The sequence below is a fragment of the Streptomyces roseirectus genome (assembly GCF_014489635.1).
Classification (GTDB): domain Bacteria; phylum Actinomycetota; class Actinomycetes; order Streptomycetales; family Streptomycetaceae; genus Streptomyces; species Streptomyces roseirectus.
In genome coordinates, this window is record NZ_CP060828.1 from 1,468,549 (window position 1) to 1,488,249 (window position 19,701).

General features: G+C 70.3%; 15 protein-coding genes, 1 tRNA gene and 1 pseudogene. 11 read left to right on the top strand and 6 right to left on the bottom strand.

Annotated elements, in window-relative coordinates; genetic code table 11:
• Positions 1-182: 182 nt before the first annotated feature.
• Together IAG44_RS05935 and IAG44_RS05940 are read right to left on the bottom strand one after the other, a co-directional pair.
• Positions 183-2,747: a CHAT domain-containing protein gene (locus tag IAG44_RS05935; protein WP_187752529.1), complete on the bottom strand. Its 2,565-nt coding sequence runs from the start codon at positions 2,745-2,747 to the stop codon at positions 183-185.
• A gap of 215 nt (positions 2,748-2,962) precedes the next feature.
• Positions 2,963-6,367 carry a P-loop domain-containing protein gene (locus IAG44_RS05940; protein ID WP_187746067.1) on the bottom strand — a complete coding sequence of 1,135 codons (3,405 nt, stop codon included), beginning with the start codon at positions 6,365-6,367 and terminating at the stop codon, positions 2,963-2,965.
• A 180-nt stretch (positions 6,368-6,547) separates the two neighbouring features.
• On the opposite strand from IAG44_RS05940, the gene IAG44_RS05945 reads away from it, so the two are divergent.
• From IAG44_RS05945 to IAG44_RS43350, 3 genes and pseudogenes are all read left to right on the top strand, one after another.
• Entirely contained in the window at positions 6,548-7,444 is an 897-nt protein-coding gene (locus IAG44_RS05945; RefSeq protein WP_187746068.1) for a serine peptidase, read from the top strand.
• A gap of 309 nt (positions 7,445-7,753) precedes the next feature.
• A pseudogene (locus IAG44_RS44720) lies at positions 7,754-8,119 on the top strand (hypothetical protein); the annotation flags it as partial.
• 275 nt (positions 8,120-8,394) lie between these two features.
• Positions 8,395-9,150, top strand: a complete 756-nt coding sequence (locus tag IAG44_RS43350) for a site-specific integrase (RefSeq protein WP_246561540.1) — start codon at positions 8,395-8,397, stop codon at positions 9,148-9,150.
• Between the two features lie 31 nt (positions 9,151-9,181).
• Here the strand turns inward: IAG44_RS43350 and IAG44_RS05955 are convergent.
• Positions 9,182-9,255 (bottom strand) — tRNA-Pro (locus IAG44_RS05955).
• Between the two features lie 83 nt (positions 9,256-9,338).
• On the opposite strand from IAG44_RS05955, the gene IAG44_RS05960 reads away from it, so the two are divergent.
• The 4 genes from IAG44_RS05960 to IAG44_RS05975 all read left to right on the top strand — a co-directional run bounded on the left by IAG44_RS05960 (position 9,339) and on the right by IAG44_RS05975 (position 13,582).
• Complete coding sequence (locus IAG44_RS05960) at positions 9,339-9,821, top strand: DUF309 domain-containing protein (RefSeq protein ID WP_187746070.1); 483 nt, start codon at positions 9,339-9,341, stop codon at positions 9,819-9,821.
• A gap of 42 nt (positions 9,822-9,863) precedes the next feature.
• Positions 9,864-10,628 (top strand): precorrin-6A synthase (deacetylating), encoded by a 765-nt coding sequence (cobF, locus tag IAG44_RS05965; RefSeq protein ID WP_187746071.1) that lies wholly within the window; start codon positions 9,864-9,866, stop codon positions 10,626-10,628.
• A gap of 399 nt (positions 10,629-11,027) precedes the next feature.
• Positions 11,028-13,091 (top strand): MDR family MFS transporter, encoded by a 2,064-nt coding sequence (locus IAG44_RS05970; RefSeq protein ID WP_187746072.1) that lies wholly within the window; start codon positions 11,028-11,030, stop codon positions 13,089-13,091.
• Between the two features lie 47 nt (positions 13,092-13,138).
• On the top strand, positions 13,139-13,582 hold the full coding sequence (locus tag IAG44_RS05975; protein ID WP_187746073.1) for a hypothetical protein: 444 nt from the start codon (positions 13,139-13,141) through the stop codon (positions 13,580-13,582).
• Here the strand turns inward: IAG44_RS05975 and IAG44_RS05980 are convergent.
• Positions 13,569-14,369, bottom strand: coding sequence for a cobalt-precorrin-6A reductase (locus IAG44_RS05980; protein WP_187746074.1), 801 nt, complete (start codon positions 14,367-14,369; stop codon positions 13,569-13,571). The two genes, IAG44_RS05975 and IAG44_RS05980, sit on opposite strands and share 14 nt — an antisense overlap.
• A 96-nt stretch (positions 14,370-14,465) precedes the next feature.
• Here IAG44_RS05980 and IAG44_RS05985 point away from each other — a divergent pair, with 96 nt between their 5' ends.
• The gene (locus IAG44_RS05985) at positions 14,466-15,368 is read left to right on the top strand and encodes a methylenetetrahydrofolate reductase (protein WP_187746075.1); all 903 of its coding nucleotides are present in this window, start codon (positions 14,466-14,468) and stop codon (positions 15,366-15,368) included.
• On the opposite strand, the gene IAG44_RS05990 is transcribed toward IAG44_RS05985, so the two are convergent.
• Entirely contained in the window at positions 15,295-16,068 is a 774-nt protein-coding gene (locus IAG44_RS05990) for a sulfite exporter TauE/SafE family protein (RefSeq protein WP_187746076.1), read from the bottom strand. The genes IAG44_RS05985 and IAG44_RS05990 overlap by 74 nt on opposite strands.
• A 79-nt stretch (positions 16,069-16,147) precedes the next feature.
• On the opposite strand from IAG44_RS05990, the gene IAG44_RS05995 reads away from it, so the two are divergent.
• Complete coding sequence (locus IAG44_RS05995; protein WP_187746077.1) at positions 16,148-16,951, top strand: alpha/beta fold hydrolase; 804 nt, start codon at positions 16,148-16,150, stop codon at positions 16,949-16,951.
• Between the two features lie 152 nt (positions 16,952-17,103).
• Here IAG44_RS05995 and IAG44_RS06000 read toward each other — a convergent pair whose 3' ends face one another.
• Positions 17,104-18,315 (bottom strand): sensor histidine kinase, encoded by a 1,212-nt coding sequence (locus IAG44_RS06000; protein ID WP_187746078.1) that lies wholly within the window; start codon positions 18,313-18,315, stop codon positions 17,104-17,106.
• Between the two features lie 197 nt (positions 18,316-18,512).
• Here IAG44_RS06000 and IAG44_RS06005 point away from each other — a divergent pair, with 197 nt between their 5' ends.
• Both IAG44_RS06005 and IAG44_RS06010 read left to right on the top strand, forming a co-directional pair.
• A complete protein-coding gene (locus IAG44_RS06005; RefSeq protein WP_187746079.1) occupies positions 18,513-18,884 on the top strand; it encodes a DUF4333 domain-containing protein in 372 nt (123 codons plus the stop codon).
• A gap of 70 nt (positions 18,885-18,954) precedes the next feature.
• Complete coding sequence (locus tag IAG44_RS06010; protein ID WP_187746080.1) at positions 18,955-19,638, top strand: ABC transporter ATP-binding protein; 684 nt, start codon at positions 18,955-18,957, stop codon at positions 19,636-19,638.
• Positions 19,639-19,701 lie beyond the last annotated feature (63 nt).

The following is a 19,701-nucleotide window of genomic DNA, read 5'->3' on the forward strand; positions in this document are numbered from 1 at the left end:
CACACCACTCCGCCGGCGCAATGCCCCGGAGCGCCTCGAAGGCCAGGACATGGCGAGGCCCCAACCGAATCCCGTCGGCGGACCCCTCACCCGTGCTCTTCAGTAAGGGACCCTGCACCACGCAGGCCCCTGGTCGTCTACAGCTGATAGTCGTTCCCGCTGTAGCCCGCGCGTTCGGGCAGTCATACCGCCCCGAACGCCGTGAACGCCCACCCCGTCGCCTGATGCAACGCATCCCCCGGCACCGCCCCCCGCGCGTCCCGCAGAGCCTCCGCCAAAGAGAGCCCAGCGGCCAATCCTTTGTGCAAGGCAAGCATCAGAGGAACGACAGCCACGTCATTGACCGGCGCAGTGCTGGCCACCATCCCCGCAGTGCCCAGCGGCTGTAGCGCGTTGATCAGTGCAAGCAACTCATCCGCGCTTGCGGAGGCAAAGCGGGCGGTGTCGCAGCTGGAGAGGATGATCCGGTAGGGGCTGCGGTCGAGGCGTTCGAGGTCGTGGACGATGAGCGGCCCGTCGGCCATCCGCAGCGCGGAGAACAGCGGGCTGTCCGCGCGGAACGTGCCGTGCGCGGCGATGTGCGCGAGCGCCGCCCCGTCCAGCTCCGCGAGCACCCGGGGCACGCGCGCCCCGTCGTGCTCCAGGACCACCGGACGCCCGTACCGCCCCGCGACCTCCGGCACCTCCGCGCCGCCGGACGCGAGCCCGGGACCGCGCACGAGGACGTGCCGCCCGCCCGACGGCGGCAGCGTCTCCTTGGCCCGCAGCCAACTGCTCGCCGACGGCGACACGCTCAGCACCCGCTCGCGCAGCGCGGGCAGCAGCGCCCACGGCACCCGGTGCAGGCGCGCGGGCGGCACGACCACCACCGGGCCGTCGCCCAGGTGCTCGGCGGCAGGGCCGAGGAGCAGTTGCTGGAGGCGGCGGCCCATCTCCTCGACCAGCGGCAGCCGGCTCTCCGCGCCGGGGTGGGCGAGCCGGCGCAGGGCCGCCTGGACGTGCTCGGCCTCCCGTTCCGCGTCGGCGAGGAGCCCGCCCGCGAACCGGCGCACCCGGCCGCCCCCGACGAGCAGCACCTGCACCCGCCCGTCCAGCACGGCGAGTTCGACGAGCCGCCCGCCCTCCAGACGCTCCAGCAGCCGTCCCACGTCGAAGCGGTCGCCGCCCTCGGGGGACTCGCCCCGGATGTGCAGGGTCCGGGAGCGGATCTCGCGTTCCAGGCGCCGCTGTTCGCGCTCCAGGGCGGGCAGGGGGCGCCCGGAGATGCGGGCCTGCTCCGCCTGGTCGGCGATGACGCGAAAGGCCGTCAGACCGCTCAGGAGGGCCGCGTCGGCGGGCGGCCGGGTCGGCGGCGCCGACAGCACCGTCGCCCGCCAGCGCTCGGACCACATCAGCAACTGCCTGGGCCCGCCCCGCTCCAGGCTCACCTGCTGCGCCAGCGCCGCGAGTTCGGCGCCCAGCGCCGTCGCCCGCGCGCGCAGCTCCGAGGTACTCAGCGTCATCCGGTGGTCGTCCAGGACCTTGAGACCGCGCCGGCACGCCTCCAGGGCACCCCGTCCGGAGCCCGCCGCGCGTGCGCGCAGGGCCTGGGCCGCCCAGCCCGTCACCCGGGCCAGCGGAGGCCCGCTGTGCCGGCTGCGGGCGGCCACGGCGAGATACCGCTCGGCGTCCGACGTCCAGTCCAGGCCGAGCGCGATACGGCCCGCCAGCAGCCACGCCTCGGGCGCGGCGGGCGCCCCGAAGGAGGCGAGCTTCCCGGCGACCTTCGCGGCGTCCGCCACCAGCCGCCCCGACTTCCGGCCGGCCGTCAGTTTCGCCTCGATCAAAACCAGTTGCGCGTGCGCCTCCCACCAGGAACGCCGCTGCGCCGCGAACAGCCGGACGGCGACCGCCGCGCGCGCGATCGCCGTATCGGTGTCGCCGCCGAGGCGGGCCGCCTTCGCCGCCGTCAGCAGCAGCTCCGCCCGGCGCGTGGACTGGCCGCCGGTGCTGTCCAGGACGCCGATCGCCGCGTCCGCCTCCGCCAGCGCCTCCGGGGCCAGGCCCGCCGCCATGAGGACCTCGCAGCGCCGGATGTTCAGCATGATCACAGGGGCGCCGAGCTTCGCGTACCGCTCCTCCGCGTCGTCCAGCAGACTCAGCGCGCGCGGGATGTCACCCGAACGGAACGCGGCGATGCCCTGGCTCTCCAGCGCGTCCGCCTTGTCGTGCTCCTGGCCGGTGGTGTCCCACAGCGCCTGCGCCGCCGCGTAGTCGGCGTCCGCGCGGTCCACCGCGCCCAGCGCCAGGTGCACCGTCGCGCGCAGGTTCAGCGCCCGCGCCGTCCAGATCGTGTCACCCACCTGACGCAGCACCGGCACCGCCCGCCGCAGGTCCTCCAGCGCCTGAGGGTGATGACCGAGCACCCCCCACGAGTACGCGCGCCTGAACAGCACCCGCGCGCGGGTGTGCCCCGTACCGCGCTCCACCCCCCGCTCGAACGCGGCGAGACCCTGCCGGGTACGGCCCGCGTGGACCAGGGCGACACCCAGAGTGCCCAGGATGTCCGCCTCGCGGTCGGCGGAGTCCGCGCGGGCCGCCAAGTCACGGGCCCGGCGCAGATGATGCAACGCAAGCTGCAGATCGCCCCAGTCGCGCTGCCAGATGCCGATCACCTGATGGGCGACCGACGCGTGCAGAGCGGGCGGATCCGCGCGGAGCAGTTCCTCCGCCCGCGCCAACGCCTCATGGGGGGCGGCGAACACCATAGGCAGCAGTTCGAGGACCGCAGGGTCTTCTTCCACGGCTCCGTCGACGACGCTCTTGCCGTGTCCCGGTCCCACTTCTCCTCCCCTCCGCGACTCGCCCTGTTCAACCGGCAGCGTGTGTGAAGCCAGCAACTTCGTGCTTCCTTCAGGGTGGCATCTCAGCGTTTCAGAAGTTCCGTCCGGGCCGCGTTGATCAACGTTCAGCACGGTGGCCATCAGGTGCCCCCGATCGATGGAACATCCAGGACAAGGGCCGCTATGACGTCTGCAGATGTCACCAGAATGACATCATCGGAACTCGTGGCTACCCCTGTGACGGCTGCTGGCAGACTAAAGGTGCTGACACATGTCCCGGTAGTGAGATCCCACAGCGTGATGCGACCCGATTGATGGCCGGTCACCGCCAGAGCCCTCCCGTCCAGATCGGATATGGCCAAGCTGGTAACGGCATCGCCCTGGCAATCAGTCATTTCCAGTCTACGCACTCCGGCGACCAAATCCCAGAGATAAACGACCCCTCTCTTGCCGGCCGAGACTACGTGGGGATGCCCGTCAAGATGGATGACTGCCAGCGCGGTAACAGACCCAGCATGGCCGATCAGATCATGGAAAACAGTGCCAGAATTAAAATCCCACACCTGTATGCGACCATTGTCAGCGCCAGCAATGACGTAAAGGAAGTCCTTCATCTGTACCGTCGCCAATGCATCCACCCATGCTCCATGACCGACGAGTTCTCCGATCTGCTCACCAGCGACCAAATCCCATATACCAAAGCCTCCATAACCTCCGACGAGAAGGCGGTGACCGTCTGCGATTTGCACAGCCGCCATGCTGGTTGCGACTGCACCACGATTGGAAATTTCACGGTCCAACTCGTCAGCCAGTGGATTCCAGATTCGTATCCCTCCGTCCCCTCCCGTGACCACGCGAAAGTATTCAGGACCATCGAAAATCGCAATAGCCTGAATCTCGGATACGGTCAGGAGACCTCTCCCTCTACCTACTACCGGTTCACCTAAAATTTTCCCGCTGCACACGTCCCAGAATTCCACGCTTCCAAAATACCCGCCGGTGACCGCGCACGGCCTGTTCTGCATAGTGAAGGCTCCGAGTACAGTCGGAGGGGAAGCCGTGGCAACTGCCCAGCGAACCGCCCAACGCATGGATCGTTCCAAGGTCATTTGCAGCGGCCGGTTTTCGCTCAACACTGCGCTCATTGCCAGGATTTGGCGCCGGGATTCGAGAGAGATGGGTTCTCTTTCCGTAAAGGCGTGTTCATAGTCCGCCGCGTTCGCCTCGGCCTGCTCGCTCAAGGGTTCATCAAAATGCGCCAGGAGCGCGAGGAGGACGGACGGGTCGGCGATCACGAGATAGTCGCCGTCTTCGAGGACCTGATCCAAGCAGTCGGCGTCAGCGGCATGCTGCGGCAGGTGACGCTGCAGATACGGTGCAGCAAGATGCCACAAGGGGCGTGCATGCTCATCGCGTTGCACAGACTCGATGAGCCCTTGGTACAGCCGCGTCCGGTCATCGGAACTTGCTGACTGGCGCCACCAGTCAGCAACTCCGCGGTGGAAGAGTCGATAGAGAGTCGTGCCGTCCTCCTCCACACTTCGGCTGAGGTAGAGGCGTGCCTCGTTATCGAGCAAGCGATACAGCGCCTTCAGCGGAACTTTCCGGCCCTGGCCCGTAGGATCGAACGCCATGACGCCAGCAAGTACTGTTTCCGGCATACCCTGGCCTTGAGCAAAGGCCAGGGCGGTCAGGATGGCTTGCAGGAGAGGCTGGTCGCCATGACGCTGCAGGTCCATCTCCAGCAGATCGGGGAGATTCTGCGGGACAGCGCAACCGAGCCGTATCGCATCTTCAGCCAGGGCGCTATGCACGGTGCTGGACAGCGCATGGTTCACGTAGACGCCGGCGGTGAGAAATTCTCCCAGACGCAGGTAGTCCGGCACTGGGTCAGCAGGCTCGCCGCCGATGTCGGCCAGCCGTTCAGCGATCGCCTTCGCTAAATTAATTCCGGCACGCCGCATAGGACCGGCAGTATACGGGCCAGCTGCCGCCAATAAACGCTTGACATAGACGAACAGGTCTTCACATAATTCCGAAGGTCTCGTAGTGTCGAGATCGAGAATCTCGTATGCATTCTGGGCGGCAAGCAGGAGGTTGACCCTGATATCTTTCCGCGTGGCGATCAATAGTCGCACCGGACCTGCATGTCGGCGAGCCAATGGGTAAAGCAATGCTTCGATAATCTTTTCGGGATCATCCGATTCGTCGAGAGAATCGATGAGGATCGTGATGGGGCGATCGGACCGCTGCTGGATTTCCTGTAAGAGGATGAAGAAAGAGGCAGCCGATTGCTCGCTGGAAGACGTACCAGCCAAGAGCGGTTCGGGAGCTGCGCTCTCCAACCGGCGTAACTGCGCAGACAGGGACCACACCATGTCGTTGAGGCTCATGTGGCGCGCGTGGACAACGACCAGCCGGTCGTTCGTTCCGGGAACTGTGTCGGCAACGCCGTGCCACAGCGGCTTGGTGAATTCCCTAAGGTCTGGAAGCCCTGCGCAGACAAGCATGCCGAGTAGAGCTGACTTGCCGACACCCGGTTTTCCGGTGACAACGCGCACAACAGGGTCGGCACGTTCGGAGTCCAGCCAGTTCGAGAGGCGGCTCAAGTCGTCACGGCGTCCGCTGAAGTACCCCTCACGCCAGTCCCGTTGAACGGGTTCGGCACCGCCTGCGCGGCGCATGAAGTGCACAGGGTCCACACCCAGGTCGGCCAGGAGTGCGATCGCGGGCGGCAGTTGCTCCTCGGGGGCAGTCTCACCGAAGCCGGGATTCGGAAAGAAGGGCAAGGCTGAGAGGTCGGCATGGCTGGGTACCAGGCTCGTCACAATGCTCTGCGGCAGACCTTCCTCCCGAGCCACGAGCTCACGTACGGCTGTCTCGACTTCCCTCCACACCGTGTTCGCCGGGATGTAGCGGACCGATGGGTCGATACGCAGTTCGCCGCGACGATAGAGGTCGAGGACATGGACCAGCGCCCGGCTGAGTCGATAGCCGAATGCCTGGTCTCGCGGTCCCGTTGCGGCCAGGACCCAGGCTCGGCGTTGGGCGACATCCATCCGTGCGTGCCAGGCCGTGACGGCCGCCTCACCTGCATAGCAGACATCCAAGATAAACAGGGTGAGAGGACGGTGGCGGTCGGGATGGTCTTCGATCGACTCGATCCAACCGGCGACAGATTGCCGGAGGCGCATCGCATCCTGGCCGAGGATGTACAGCTTCTCGCTACCGCCATCCGCCAGCTCGCCGTGCCCTACGACATGCACGATCAAGACCGCGACATCCGGCGAGGTCACCAGCCCGTCAATCAGCTGCCCATAATCGGCGTGCCCCGGAGGAACGGCAAACTCTTCATACTCAAACCCAGACAGAGCCTGGGCTACGGCACGGGCATGGACAGGTGCGTTCGCCAACGGGTCAAGGCCCAGCCGAGGCGCCAAGCCGTCCTCGTCACGTGCGAGCGAGAGACCGAGTGCCAGCACAACCCGCCGCCCGGAACCACCCCCGTGACGTCCAGCAGCCTCCACCCCGGCCGACTTCTCCATCCGTACGCCTGGTTCCTCCCACCTCGGCCACGCTCGCACCGACCTTAGACGCTCGCCTTCTCTCCACGTACGAGATCGCTCGAATCCAGCTCCATTGACGGGGCAGCCGAGTCATACTGCAGGCTCTCAGCCACGTGTCGAGAAGGGCATGGAGCCATGAGGACAGCTGCGCCTTCCACCGTGAACGGCGAGGACACCGTTACCATCGTCGCCGTTCACGGGGTAGGCAACAGTTTCGGCGCAGAGATCTCCAGTGAACAGAAGGAAGAACTGCGAGCAATCCGAGCAGCGTCCTGGACACGTCATCTGGCCGAGGGCCTCGGTGTCCCTTCCGATCACATCCACCTCGACTTCGCGTACTACGCCGACAAGCTCCTCCCTGGCATCGTCGAGCAGGGAACAGCCGCCCTTGACGAACTGGACGATCCGCTGGAACAGCAGATGCTGGCAGCATGGGCCGCACACCTCGGCGTTCCCCCCGAGATCGCCCAAGGGCGCCTCACCGCTCCGTTGCGTCAGATCACGGCCTGGGTCGCCGACCGGTTTGACCTGGCTGAAGGCCCATTGAAGGTCTTCATCCGCCTGCTGTTCCGCGAGGTGGCCGCCTATCTCAGGGAGCACGATTCACCTCATCGCCTCGCAGCACGCGACGAAGTCGCCGCACGCATCGCGCAAGAGCAACCAAGAATTGTGATCGCGCATTCCCTCGGTTCAGTGGTCGCCTATGAAGCGCTGCATGCCCATCCCGAACTGCGACCCGAACTGTTCCTCACGCTGGGCTCTCCACTGGCCCTTCCCCGGGCCGTGTTCCACCGGCTGTCACCCACTCCGGCTGGGCCCGGACCGAACCCACAGGGCCAACGCCCACCCGGTGTCAGCCGATGGATCAACATCGCCGATCCAGGCGACCCCGTAGCCATCCCTCCACACCTGGCACGCTACTTCAAGGGGATCACCAAAGACCACACAGCCGCCATCGCTCGCTACGACTTTCACCAAGCCAAGAACTACCTCCGCTCCGCTGCCACCGCAGCCACCATCAACCCGTACCTCACCACCCGTGGCAGCCGTTCATGAGGGTCCGCGCTCAGCAAGGAGGAAAGCAGGGACGGCACACGATGATGTGCTTGATAGCGGTACAGGCCAGCCCCTGACACATCCCTCAGCACTTCTCGGGCAACCGGGCCATGGCCGGCTACCGGTGCCAATATCGCTCTGGATCGACTTCCCCTCCGGAAGGTAGCGCAGGTACGAGCAGCGAGGGCGGCATCCCTTGACGCTCGTCCAAGGGAATCCCACAGGTCACGCCAGCCCCTTCAGGCCCGGTGGTCGCGTGTGGTCGCACACTGGAGACAAGCACTACCTCGCCTCCAGGAGGCGATCCCCATGCGTACCAGCGCCGGCCGCGGCCGCATCTACCGCCGCTGCGGCTGCAGAGACCCCCAGCACCACCAGCTCGGCGCCCGCTGCCCCCGCCTCACCACAGACAGCGGCCACGGCACCTGGACCTTCGCCGTCGACCTCCCCAACCCCGGCCCCCACCGCACCACCGTCCGCCGGGGCGGCTTCCCCACCCACGACCTCGCCGAACAAGCCCTCACCCGCTTCCTCGACGGCCAGGCCGGCGGATGCAACGCCGACCCCGCCCAGACCGTCGCCGACTACCTCACCACCTGGCTGGCAACCAAAGCCCTGGTCCTCAAGCCCACCACGATGGCCCGCTACCGCGACTGCGTCCGCAACGACCTCGTCCCCGCCTTCGGCACCCTCAAACTCGACCAGCTCGCCCACCGACACATCTCCGCCTACGTCACCCGACAGCTCGCCGCCGGCCGCGGACGCGTCACCCTCTACCGTTGCCTCGCCACCCTCTCCAGCGCCCTCGGCGACGCCGTCCGCGAACACCGCCTCCCCCACAACCCCGCCTCACCCCCGTCCTGTCACGCCCGCCATCACCGGAACGCAGGATCTGGACCGCCGAAGAGGCAGCACGGTTCCTCACCCACTGCCACCAGGCCGACCCGCAGATGGCCGACCTGTTCGAGTTCCTCATCGGCACCGGCCTGCGCAAAGGCGAAGCGCTGGGGCTGCACTGGGACGACGTCCACCTCCCGGAGGGCGTCCTCTACGTGCGCTGCACCCTCTCCGCCATCGACAACAACCGCCTCGTCATCACCACTCCGAAGACCCGCTCCAGCCGCGCCTGGGTCGCGATCTCACCCCGCGTCGCCACCGCCCTCCACCGTCAGGCACAACGATCTCCCCGTACCCGCGGTGACCCCGGTGATCCCTTCACCGGACTCGTGTTCAGCCGCCCCGACGGACGCCCCCTCTCACCCCACCACGTCCTCGACCGGCTCCACCAGCTCTCCGACGAAGCCGGCGTCCCCCAGGTCACCGTCCACGACCTGCGCCACCTCGCAGCCACCATCACCATCAGCGCAGGCGTCCCGCTGACCGTGGTCTCCAAGACGCTGCGGCACTCCACTCTGTCGACCACCGCGAACGTCTACAGCCACCTCACCCGCCAGGCGGCACGCGAAGCAGTCGACACCATCGACCGCACCCTCACCACAGCCCAGACCCGCCGCACACCAAACCGCCCGGCATGGCTGCGACCACCGCGCGACCACATCCACCGCCTCCGCGAGGCTCTCCGCCGGCTCCGCGCCCCCGCGTCCCCGGCCTTCAGCCTCACGGCCTCCCGACCGCAGACCGGACGCGCGACCACACTGCGACCACCATGGTCCCGGACACGACAGAAGCCGCCCTCCCAAACCTGAGAGAACGGCTTCCGACCTGCGACTTCTCTAGTCGGGACGACAGGATTTGAACCTGCGACCCCTTGACCCCCAGTCAAGTGCGCTACCAAGCTGCGCCACGTCCCGATGCGCGCCCCACAGAGGTGCGATCGCGCGAACAGAACTCTACCCCACCGGGGGCACCGCTCCGAAGGCGGGACAATCGGGGTATGACGAACGCGGTGGAGGGCCGGGACCGGGACGGCGAGGGGCGGGCGAGGAACGCGCGGCCGAGGGACGGCCTGGGCAGGCCCCTGCCGTACGGCGCGGAGGGGGTCGAGAGGCAGCCGGAGGGCGTCGTGCGGGGCCCGGCGCGGACCGTCGACGAGGCACAGGCGCTGCTCGACGCCGGCAAACCCTTCCATGCGCACGAGGTCTTCGAGGACGCCTGGAAGACCGGCCCCGACGAGGAACGCCCCCTGTGGCGCGCGCTCGCGCAGCTCGCCGTCGGCCTGACGCACGCGGCACGCGGCAACCCGACCGGCGGCGCGCGCCTGCTGCGTCGCGGCGCGGACGAGGCCGCGCGCTGGACGGGACCGGCGCACGGGATGGATCTCACCGGCGTCGTCGCGTGGGCGCGCGCCCTCGCGGACGAGGTCGCGGCGGACGGCCGCACCGTGGATCCGGCGTCGCGGGCACCCCGGCTGCGCTGACCGCCGACCGCGTTGTCAGTGGCGTACGGCAGACTCAAAGGCGTGCGAGAGATTCATGTCATCGGTATCGGCGCGGGCGACCCGGAACACCTGACGCTGCAGGCGGTCAGGCTGATGCGGTCGACGGACGTGTTCTTCGTCCTGGACAAGGGCGAGGTCAAGAGCGACCTCACGGACCTGCGGCGCGAGATGCTGCGCACGCACATACCGGAGGGGTCGTACCGCGTGGTCGAGGCCCGCGACCCCGAGCGGGACCGTACGGCGGGCTCCGCCGCGTACTCCCCCGCCGTGGGCGACTGGCGCAGCGCCCGCGCGGACATCTACGAGCGGCTGATCGCCGAGGAACTGGGGGAGGACGAGTCGGGCGCGTTCCTCGTGTGGGGCGACCCGTCGCTGTACGACAGCACGATCGCGATCCTCGACGAGGTCCTGGCGCGCGGGAATGTCGCCTTCGCGTACGACGTCGTCCCGGGCGTCAGCAGCGTCTCGGCGCTGGTGGCCCGGCACCGCACGGGGCTGAACCGGGTCGCCCGCCCCGTCCAGATCACCACCGGCCGACGGCTCGCGGAGGGCTTCCCGGAGGGCGTGGACGACGTGGTGGTGATGCTGGACGCGCACCAGGCGTTCCGGGCGCACACGGACGACGACGTCGACATCTACTGGGGCGCCTACCTCGGCACACCGGACGAGATCCTGGTCTCGGGCCCGATCGCCGAGGCCGCACCCCGCATCGAGGAGCTGCGTGCCGAGGCGAGGGAGCGCAAGGGCTGGATCATGGACACGTACCTGCTGCGCCGCAGGCCATAACCGGAACGCCGGCCCGGCGGGCCCCCTCGGCCCGCCCCCGACCCTGCCTGCCCCGAGCCGCCCGGCTCTCGATCCTGCCCGGCCCCCGGCCCCGCCTGCCCCGGGCCACCCGCTCCTCACCCCAGCCGGACCCAGCCACCCGCCCCTCGACCCCACCTGCCCGGACCACCTGCCCTCCCCGGTCCCGCCAGCCCTCGACCCCACCTGCCCCCTCGGTCCTGCCCGCCCCGGACCACCCGTCCCTCGGTCCAGCCCGCCCCAGGCCCCCCGCCTCTCCATCCCGTCCGCCCCGAACCCCCCGCCCCTCGGCCTCGCCCGCCCCCGGCCGCCCGGCTCCCGTGACCGCCCGGTCGGCCCTCCCCGCGTGCGGCCCCGCCCCCACGGCGTGATGGTGGCCCCGTGACCGTCACCCAGGATTCCCCGCCCGCAGCGCAGCCCCCGGTGCTGGACGCCCGCCGCCGCAACGTCGTCTTCGTGACGATCGTCCTGGGCATGCTCCTCGCGGCCCTGGACCAGACGATCGTCGGCACGGCGCTGCCGACGATCGTGTCGGACCTGGGCGGCGCCTCCCACATGTCGTGGGTCGTCACGTCCTACCTCCTCGCGGAGACCGTCGCGACGGTCCTGGTCGGCAAGTTCGGCGACCTCTTCGGCCGCAAGGTCGTCTTTCAGGTCTCGGCGATCGTGTTCATCACGGGCTCGTTCCTGTGCGGCCTCGCGACGAACATGCCGCTGCTGATCGCCTGGCGCGCGGTGCAGGGCATCGGCGCGGGCGGCCTGATGGTGACGGCGATGGCGCTCATCGCGGACGTCATCCCGCTGCGTGAACGCGGCAAGTACCAGGGCGCGATCGGCGCGGTGTTCGGCGTGGCGACGGTCATCGGCCCGCTGCTCGGCGGCCTGTTCACCGACCACCTGTCGTGGCGGTGGGCGTTCTACGTCAACGTCCCCATCGCGATCGCCGTCGTCATCGCCGCCGCGCGCACGATCCCGGTCGTGAAGTCGGCGTCCCGCCCGGTCATCGACTACCTCGGCATCGCGCTGGTCGCGGTCGGCGCGAGCGCGCTGATCCTGGCGACGAGCTGGGGCGGCAACGAGTACGCGTGGGGCTCCGGGACGATCGTCGGCCTGTTCGTCGGCGGGGTGATCGCGCTCGGCCTGTTCTGCTGGGTGGAGACGCGGGCGGCCGAACCGATGCTCCCGATGCGGCTGTTCAGGAACCCCGTGTTCACGGTGTGCTCGGTGCTCAGCTTCATCGTCGGGTTCGCGATGCTCGGCGCGATGACGTACCTGCCGAGTTATCTCCAGTACGTCGACGGCGACTCGGCGACCGTCTCCGGGGTGCGGACGCTGCCGATGGTGATCGGCCTGCTCATCGCGTCGATCGTGAGCGGCAACGTCGTCAGCCAGACCGGGAAGTACCGGATGTTCCCGATCGCCGGGTCGCTCGTCATGGGGGCCGGCCTGTATCTGATGTCCCTGATGGGGCCGTCGACGGGCGCGTGGCTGGAGTCGCTCTACATGTTCGTCCTCGGCATCGGGATCGGTCTGTGCATGCAGGTCCTGACGATCGCCGTGCAGAACACCGTCGACTACGCCGACCTCGGCACCGCGACCTCCGGCGTCACCTTCTTCCGCACGCTGGGCAGCTCCTTCGGCACGGCCGTCTTCGGCACGATCTACGCGAACGCCCTGACGCCGAACCTGCGCGACGGCGTCGCCGAGGCGGCCAGGACGGGCACGGCGGACGCGGCGACGCTCACGAAGGCCGCGCTGAGCCCGGACGGCGTCCACGCCCTGCCCGCGCGGACGGCCGCCCCGATCATCGGCGCGTACGCGGACACCATCCAGACGGTGTTCCTGTGGACGGTCCCGGTGGCCGCGCTGGGCTTCCTGGTCGCGCTCCTGCTCAAGCAGGTCCCCCTGCGCGACAGCGCCCGCGCCGGCTCGACCGACCTCGGTGAGGGCTTCGCCTCTCCGCACAGCGCGAACTCGCACCGGGTCCTGGAGACCTCCGTCGCGAAGATCATCGGCGGTACGAGTCTCGACACGACCCGGCACATCGTCGAGAACTCCGACACCCGGCTCGACATCGCCGGCGCCTGGGCCGTCATGCAAGTCGAACTCTTCACCCGGCTCGTCGGCCACGCCGGCCTCGGCCTCATCGCCGCGCGCCGCCACCTGCCGCCCGAGGTCCTGCTCCCCGTCTTCGACCGCATGGTCGACGAGGGCTACCTCACCCGCGACGGCTCCCTCCTCTCCCACACCCCGGCGGGCGCCCGCGAGGCCCGCCTCATCACCGAGGCGTGGGGCACCTGGCTGAAGGACCACGTCGAGCGGGACATCGGGCGCCCGTCCAGCGAGGAGCTGCGGGCCGCCGTGGACGCGATCGCCAAGCGGCTGCTGGTGGAGGACCTGAGCAGCGGGGTACGGGAGCGGAAGGAGACGGTGACGGCGGGCTGAGGGGCCGGTGACGGCGCGCTGGGGGGCGCGGGCGCGATACTTCTCCCATGGCACCCGTCCGCTTCTACGACACCCGCGAGGAACTGCACCAGTACACGGACTCGGTGCTCGTCCGCTGCCCGCGCTGCGACCGCCTCGCCCACCGCGAGACCCACCGGTCCAAGGCGGCCGGCGAGACCTCGCGGTGGCGGGTGATCTGCCGGTCCTGCGGACTGTCGTGGGCGCGGTGGACCCCCGACAAGTGCCCCCTGACACTGTGGCTCCAGGCCGACACCCGGCACGGCACCGTCTGGGCCTACAACCTCGAACACCTCACCCTGCTCCGCGACTTCGTGGCCGCCGACCTCCGCGAACACGCCCCCTGGTACGAGCACGAGCACCGCCGGATGACGCTGGTCGCCCGCCTCCCCGCCTGGCTGAAGTCCGCGAAGAACCGCCCCGAGATCCTGCGCACGATCGACCGCCTGCGCGCCTCGGTCACCACCCCCTGAGCCAGTCCAGCGCGCCCCCGACGTCCCCGACGACCGGCACACCGGACGGCACCGGGGGCCGGCGGACGACGATCACCGGCACCTCCGCCTCCCGCGCGGCGACCAGCTTCGCGGCGGTCGCGGCGCCCCCGCTGTCCTTGGTGACGACGAGGTCGAGCCGGCGGTCGCGCAGCAGCCGGCGTTCGTCGTCGAGGGTGAACGGCCCCCGCGTGAGGAGCACGTCGCAGTCGGCCGGCAGCGGCGGCTCGGGCGGCTCGACGGACCGGGCGACGAAGTGGACGCCGGTGACGTGGGCGAAGGCGGCCAGCTCCAGGCGCCCGGTGGTGAGCAGGACCCGGCGTCCGAGACGGGGCACCAGCTCGGCCGCCTCCGCGAGGGACCCGGCGTCGTGCCACCGGTCCCCGGGCCCCGCCGTCCACCCGTCCCGGCGCAGGACGAGCAGCGGCACACCGGTCTCGGCGGCCGCGGCGACGGCGTTGCGGGTGATCCGGACGGCGAAGGGGTGGGTGGCGTCGACGAGGGCGGTCACCCGGTGTTCCCGCAGCCACGCCGCGAGCCCCGCGGCCCCGCCGAACCCGCCGACCCGTACGTCCCCGGCGTGCGCGGCGGGCCGGGAGACACGTCCGGCGAGCGAGATCGTCACCTGAACCCCGTTCACCCGAACCCCGCTCACCGGCACACCGTTGACCGGCACCCCGCTCCCCCGCGCCCCGTCCACCGGCACCCCGCTCAGCGCGGCGGCCAGCTCCCGTGCCTCGGTCGTCCCCCCAAGAATCAGCACGTGCATGGGGACGACCCTACGAGACGCCCGCCACAGCGCCGGACCGCGCCCGGTTGTTAGCCTGGGCCGCCCTTTTTCACCAGGTGAGGAACACGACGACGCATGACGGCAGCCCCGCACCCCCTGTTCCTCGACCCGTCCGTGGAGATGACCGGCAAGGACACCCCGGCCCTGGAGCAGGCGGCCTTCGCCCCCGGCACCCGCGTCAACATCACCCACCTGGCGACGGAGACCCTGGACGCGCGCGTCGAGGCCGCGCGGGCGGCGAGGGACCTGGGCCTGGTCCCCGTCCCGCACCTGTCCGCCCGCCGTCTGCGCTCGGCGTCCGAACTCGCCGAGACGCTGGCCGCGTTCGCCTCCGTCGGTGCCGCCGCGCACGTCTTCGTCGTCGCCGGCGACCCCACGACCCCGCACGGGCCCTACCCCGACGCCCTGTCCGTCGTCCGCTCGGGTCTGCTCGGGCAGCACGGTGTGCGGGAGGTCGGGGTCGCCGGGTACCCGGAGGGGCACCCGGTGATCGGCACCCCGGCGCTGTGGTCGGCGCTGGAGGCGAAGACGGCCGCGCTGCGGGAACAGGGCCTGGCCGGCGGCGTGATCACCCAGTTCGGCTTCGCGGTCGACCCGGTGCTGACGTGGCTCGCGGAGGCCCGGCGCCGGGGTGTGGACCTGCCCGTGCGCGTCGGCGTCCCCGGCCCGGCCGGCGTGCGCCGCCTCCTGTCGTACGCCCGCCGCTTCGGCGTCACCACCAGCGCCGGCATAGCCCGCAAGTACGGCTTCTCGCTGACGCACCTGATGGGGACGGCGGGCCCGGACCGCTTCCTGCGGGCGCTCGCGGCGGACCTCTCCCCGCAGGCGCACGGCGAAGTCGCCCTGCACCTCTACACGTTCGGCGGGCTTGCGGCGACGTCGCACTGGCTCACCTCCCTCGGCCTCACCGCAGCAGCAGCTGAAGTCCCCCCAACACCGTCGCCGCGATCACCAGCTGCTCGAACAACCGCTGGTTGATCCGGTCCACCGCCCACCTCCCGAGCAGCGCCCCCGGCACCACGAACACCACCAGCGCCGCGTCCAGCAGCAACGACGCCCCGTCGATGAGCCCGAGCCCGGCACTGAAGGGCACCTTCGTCACGTTGACGATGAGGAAGAAGAACGCCGACGTCCCCAGGAACCCCAGTTTCCGGAACCCCGCGGACAGCAGGTACATCGACATGACCGGCCCCCCGGCGTTCGCGACCATCGTCGTGAACCCCCCGAGCACCCCGTACGAGCGCGCCTTCAGCCGCCCGGACCGGGTGGCGACCGCGTCGGGGTCCTCCGGCGCCTGAGCCTGCCGTCTGCGCCAGACCGTCACCGCCGCCATCAGCAGCAGGATCGCCCCGATGGAGGTCCGCACGGCCTCGTCGCCGGCCCACAGCAGGAACACCGTCCCGACGACCACCCCCGCCGCGACGGCCGGGAACAGCCGCCACAGGGTCGGCCAGTGGGCGTGCCTGCGGTAGGTGACGACCGCCAGGACGTCCCCAGCGATCAGGATCGGCAGCAGCACCCCCGTCGAGGCGCGGGCCGGGAGGACCGCCGCGAAGACTGCGAGGCTGACGGTGTTCGCACCGCTCACGGCCGTCTTGGAGAAGCCGACGAGGAGGGCGGCGAAGGCGAGGGCGGCGAACTCCCAGCCGGTGATGTGCCACAGAGTCATCGTGTTCATTGCGTTGACCGATGCTATGCCCACGCAACCTGGGTAGGTAAGGACCGTCTCGCCGCTCGGATCGACCTTCGGAGGAATCGTGGCCGACATCCGCCACCTGCCCGGCGTCCACGGCCGTATCGCCGTCCACGAGTGGCCGCACCCCGCACCCCGGTACATCGCGCTGCTGGTCCACGGCTACGGCGAGCACCTGGGCCGGTACGCGGAACTCGCCGGGGTGCTGCACGCGCACGGCGCGACCGTCCTCGGCCCCGACCACGCCGGGCACGGCCTCTCGGACGGGGAGCGGGTTCTCGTCGAGGACTTCGAGGACGTCGTCACGGACGTCGAGCAGGTCGCCGCGCTCGCCCGCGCGGCGCATCCGGGGCTGCCGCTGGTCGTCGTCGGCCACTCCATGGGCGGTCTGATCTCCGCCCGCCTCGCCCAGCGCCAGGGCGACCGGCTCGCCGCGCTGGTCCTGTCCGGGCCTGTCATCGGCGACTGGGCGACGCCGGGCCGGCTCCTCGCCTACGACGAGATTCCGGACGTCCCCATCAGCCCGGCCGCGCTCTCCCGGGACCCGGCGGTCGGGGCCGCCTACGCGACCGACCCCCTGGTGTGGCACGGGGCGATGAAGCGGCCCACGCTGGAGGCGTTCACCACGACCCTCAAGACGGTCGCCCAGGGCGGCGACGTGAGCCGCCTGCCCGTGCTGTGGCTGCACGGCGACGGCGACCGCCTCGTCCCCCTCACCGAGAGCCGGCCGGGTGTGGAAGCCCTGAGCGGCGGCGCGCTGACCTCGCACGTCTACGCGGGCGCACGGCACGAGGTGTTCGCGGAGACCAACCGGGAGGAGGTCTTCGGGGACCTGCTGCGGTTCCTGGACGGCGTCACGGGGGCCTGAGCGCGGGAGCCGGCGGGCCGGGAGGACGGGCACGTACGCCGGGGTCGAGGGCGTCGCCGCCCCGCACGCCGCCGCCCCGCACGCCGGGGTCAGGTACGCCGGGGCCGCTTGCCCGGCGCCGTAGGGCACCCCCTCGGGCGCGAGCACCCCGCTCATCCTCCCCTCACCTCCGCCCCGCCGCCCGTCCGCGCCTTCGCCTCCGTCGGGAACTCCGCCCGTACCTCCCAGCCCTCCCCCTGCCTGGGTCCCGCCGTCAGTTCGCCGCCGAGTGCGGTGACGCGTTCCTTGAGGCTGACGAGGCCGAAGCCGCCGCCGTGGGCCTCGGCGGGGAACCAGACACCGCCGTGCCCGTCGTCCTGGACGATGACGACGAGCCGGTCACCGAGGGGGAAGAGGGTCACCAGGATCTCGGTGGCGTCGGCCGCGTGCCGGCGGACGTTGGTGAGGGATTCCTGGACGACGCGGTAGGCGGCGGCCTGCACCTCGTGCGGCAGTCCGGGCGCCAGCTCCGGATCACGGTGGAGGATCGCCCGCTGACCGGGGACGGCGAAGCGGTCGACGAGGTCGAAGATCCCGTCGAGGTCCCCGACGGGCCGCCGTTCGACGGCCTCGGGCCCCACGTCCCGCAGGACGCCGACCGTACGCCGCATGGAGGCGAGGGCTTCGGTCGCGGCCCGTTCGATCCCGGCGAGGACGGAGTCGAGTTCGCGCTGGGGAGCGTCGGCCATCATCCGGGCGACCTGGGTCTGTACGAGGATCCCGGTGACACGGTGCGCCACGAAGTCGTGGAGGTCGGCGGCGATGGCCACCCGCTCGGCCCGCCGCGTCTCCCCGACGGCGACCACCCGCCGGTAGTCCAGCGTCCGCAGATACCCGGCGAGCCCGGCGACGATCCCCGCGAGCAGCAGCCCGGACACGAGCGACGCGAGCACGTCGTCGTCGCGCAGGGAGTAGGACTGGAGGTAGCGCACCGGCAGCCCGAACAGCGCGAGTGTGTCGACCACCGCGCACACCACGGCCCATGGCCCCGGCGCGTGCCGCACCGCGAGGAACAGCAGACAGAGCAGGATCAGCACCTCGCCGGGCCCGAAGATCGCGGACTCGCCGCGCTCCAGCATCACGGCCGTGTACAGAAGGGAGAGCAGCGCCGGAACGGCTGTTCTCACCTGCTCCGTGAGCCAGCGGGGCCGGCGGTCGGCGGGCCGGAGCACGGCGGCGGTACCGACGGCGAGCACGGCTCCCACCGCCCAGAGGTGTTCTCCGTAGGACTTGGCGTTCATGAGGTCGATGACCGAGGCGGCGGGCACGGTGCCGACAGCCAGACCCCGTGCACAGCCCCGGACTCGTCCGGCGACTGATGACATGCCGATCACGGTAGCTCCGCCGACGGCCCCGGCGGATCGGCCGAACGGCCGAGGGCGAGTGGGTGAAAGAGCCCGGGAACCTGGCCGGACGGCCGAGGCGGAGGAGGCCGGAGAAAGGCGAGAGTGGAGACACGGAGCGGATCGGTCGCTCCGCCTCTCCCCTTTTCTTTTACCTGCTCGCGGTTCGGAGGCATGTCATGCAGCGCGGCAAGTTCGTGACCGGTGTGGTGGGCGGCGTCACCGCCCTCGTCGCCGTGGGTTCGGTGGGTACTCACCTGTTGTCGGGCACGGAATCGACGACGGGACTGGACGCCGGGTCCACGGTGAAGGTGAACGGTTACCCGGCCCTGTCCAAGGACATCGCCCAGGGCCGGATCCAGAGCAGGTACCACCCGCTGCCCTGGGTCGGCGACAAGATCGAGGGCGTCAGCTGCCCGACCGGCCTGAAGGCGGTGGCGGGCGCGACGCTCACCTGCCGGGGCCGAAAGAGCGACGGGAAGAGCGTCGACATACCGGTCAGCGTCGTCAAGGCGACGCCCTCCTCCGTCACCTGGAAGTTCGAACGCTGAGCACCCTGCTCGGCCCCGGACACCGATCCACCCCCGTCCATGCCCCACCCCGAAAGGCACTCCCCTTCTCATGAACCCCGTTCTGGCCGGTCTCGGCCTCGTCAAGAAGTACGGCGCGACCGTCGCCCTCGACGGTGTGGACGTCCAGGTCCAGGAGCGCGACTCCCTCGCCATCATGGGCCCGTCCGGCTCCGGCAAGTCGACGCTGTTGCACACCCTGGCCGGCGTCGTCCGCCCCGACTCCGGTTCGGTGCTGCTGCGCGGCGAGAGCATCGAACGCCTCGGGGAGAACAAGCTGAGCGCGCTGCGCCGCAAGCGGTTCGGCTTCGTCTTCCAGTTCGGCCAGCTCCTGCCCGAGCTGCCGGCCGAGGAGAACGTGGCGTTGCCGCTGATGCTGGAGGGTGTGCCGCGCAAGCAGGCGGTGGAGCGGGCCCGCCGCTGGTTCGCGCCGCTCGGCCTCGAAGGTCTTGAGGGCCGCCGCCCCGGTGCCCTCTCCGGCGGTCAGGCCCAGCGGGTGGCGATCGCCCGCGCCCTCGTCATAGAACCGAACGTCGTCTTCGCCGACGAGCCGACCGGCGCTCTCGACCAGCGCACCAGCAACGAGGTCGTCACCCTCCTCACCTCGGTGACCCGCGCCCAGGGAGCCGCCCTGGTCATGGTCACCCACGATCCCGACGTCGCCGCCCACTGCGACCGCATCCTCCAGGTCCGCGACGGCCGCATCACCGGCCACACCCAGTACACGGTGGCCTGATTGCACCGGCCACCGGCACGGCACGGCCCAGCCCCGGACACCACGAGCCGCACCAGCCACACC

Coding starts and splice junctions, on each gene's coding strand:
- IAG44_RS05935 (WP_187752529.1), bottom strand. CDS start 2,747: ATGGTGTTCGCCGCCCCCCATGAGGCGTTGGCGCGGGCGGAGGAACTG.
- IAG44_RS05940 (WP_187746067.1), bottom strand. CDS start 6,367: ATGGAGAAGTCGGCCGGGGTGGAGGCTGCTGGACGTCACGGGGGTGGT.
- IAG44_RS43350 (WP_246561540.1), top strand. CDS start 8,395: ATGGCCGACCTGTTCGAGTTCCTCATCGGCACCGGCCTGCGCAAAGGC.
- IAG44_RS05960 (WP_187746070.1), top strand. CDS start 9,339: ATGACGAACGCGGTGGAGGGCCGGGACCGGGACGGCGAGGGGCGGGCG.
- IAG44_RS05975 (WP_187746073.1), top strand. CDS start 13,139: ATGGCACCCGTCCGCTTCTACGACACCCGCGAGGAACTGCACCAGTAC.
- IAG44_RS05980 (WP_187746074.1), bottom strand. CDS start 14,369: ATGCACGTGCTGATTCTTGGGGGGACGACCGAGGCACGGGAGCTGGCC.
- IAG44_RS05985 (WP_187746075.1), top strand. CDS start 14,466: ATGACGGCAGCCCCGCACCCCCTGTTCCTCGACCCGTCCGTGGAGATG.
- IAG44_RS05990 (WP_187746076.1), bottom strand. CDS start 16,068: ATGAACACGATGACTCTGTGGCACATCACCGGCTGGGAGTTCGCCGCC.
- IAG44_RS06000 (WP_187746078.1), bottom strand. CDS start 18,315: ATGTCATCAGTCGCCGGACGAGTCCGGGGCTGTGCACGGGGTCTGGCT.
- IAG44_RS06005 (WP_187746079.1), top strand. CDS start 18,513: ATGCAGCGCGGCAAGTTCGTGACCGGTGTGGTGGGCGGCGTCACCGCC.
- IAG44_RS06010 (WP_187746080.1), top strand. CDS start 18,955: ATGAACCCCGTTCTGGCCGGTCTCGGCCTCGTCAAGAAGTACGGCGCG.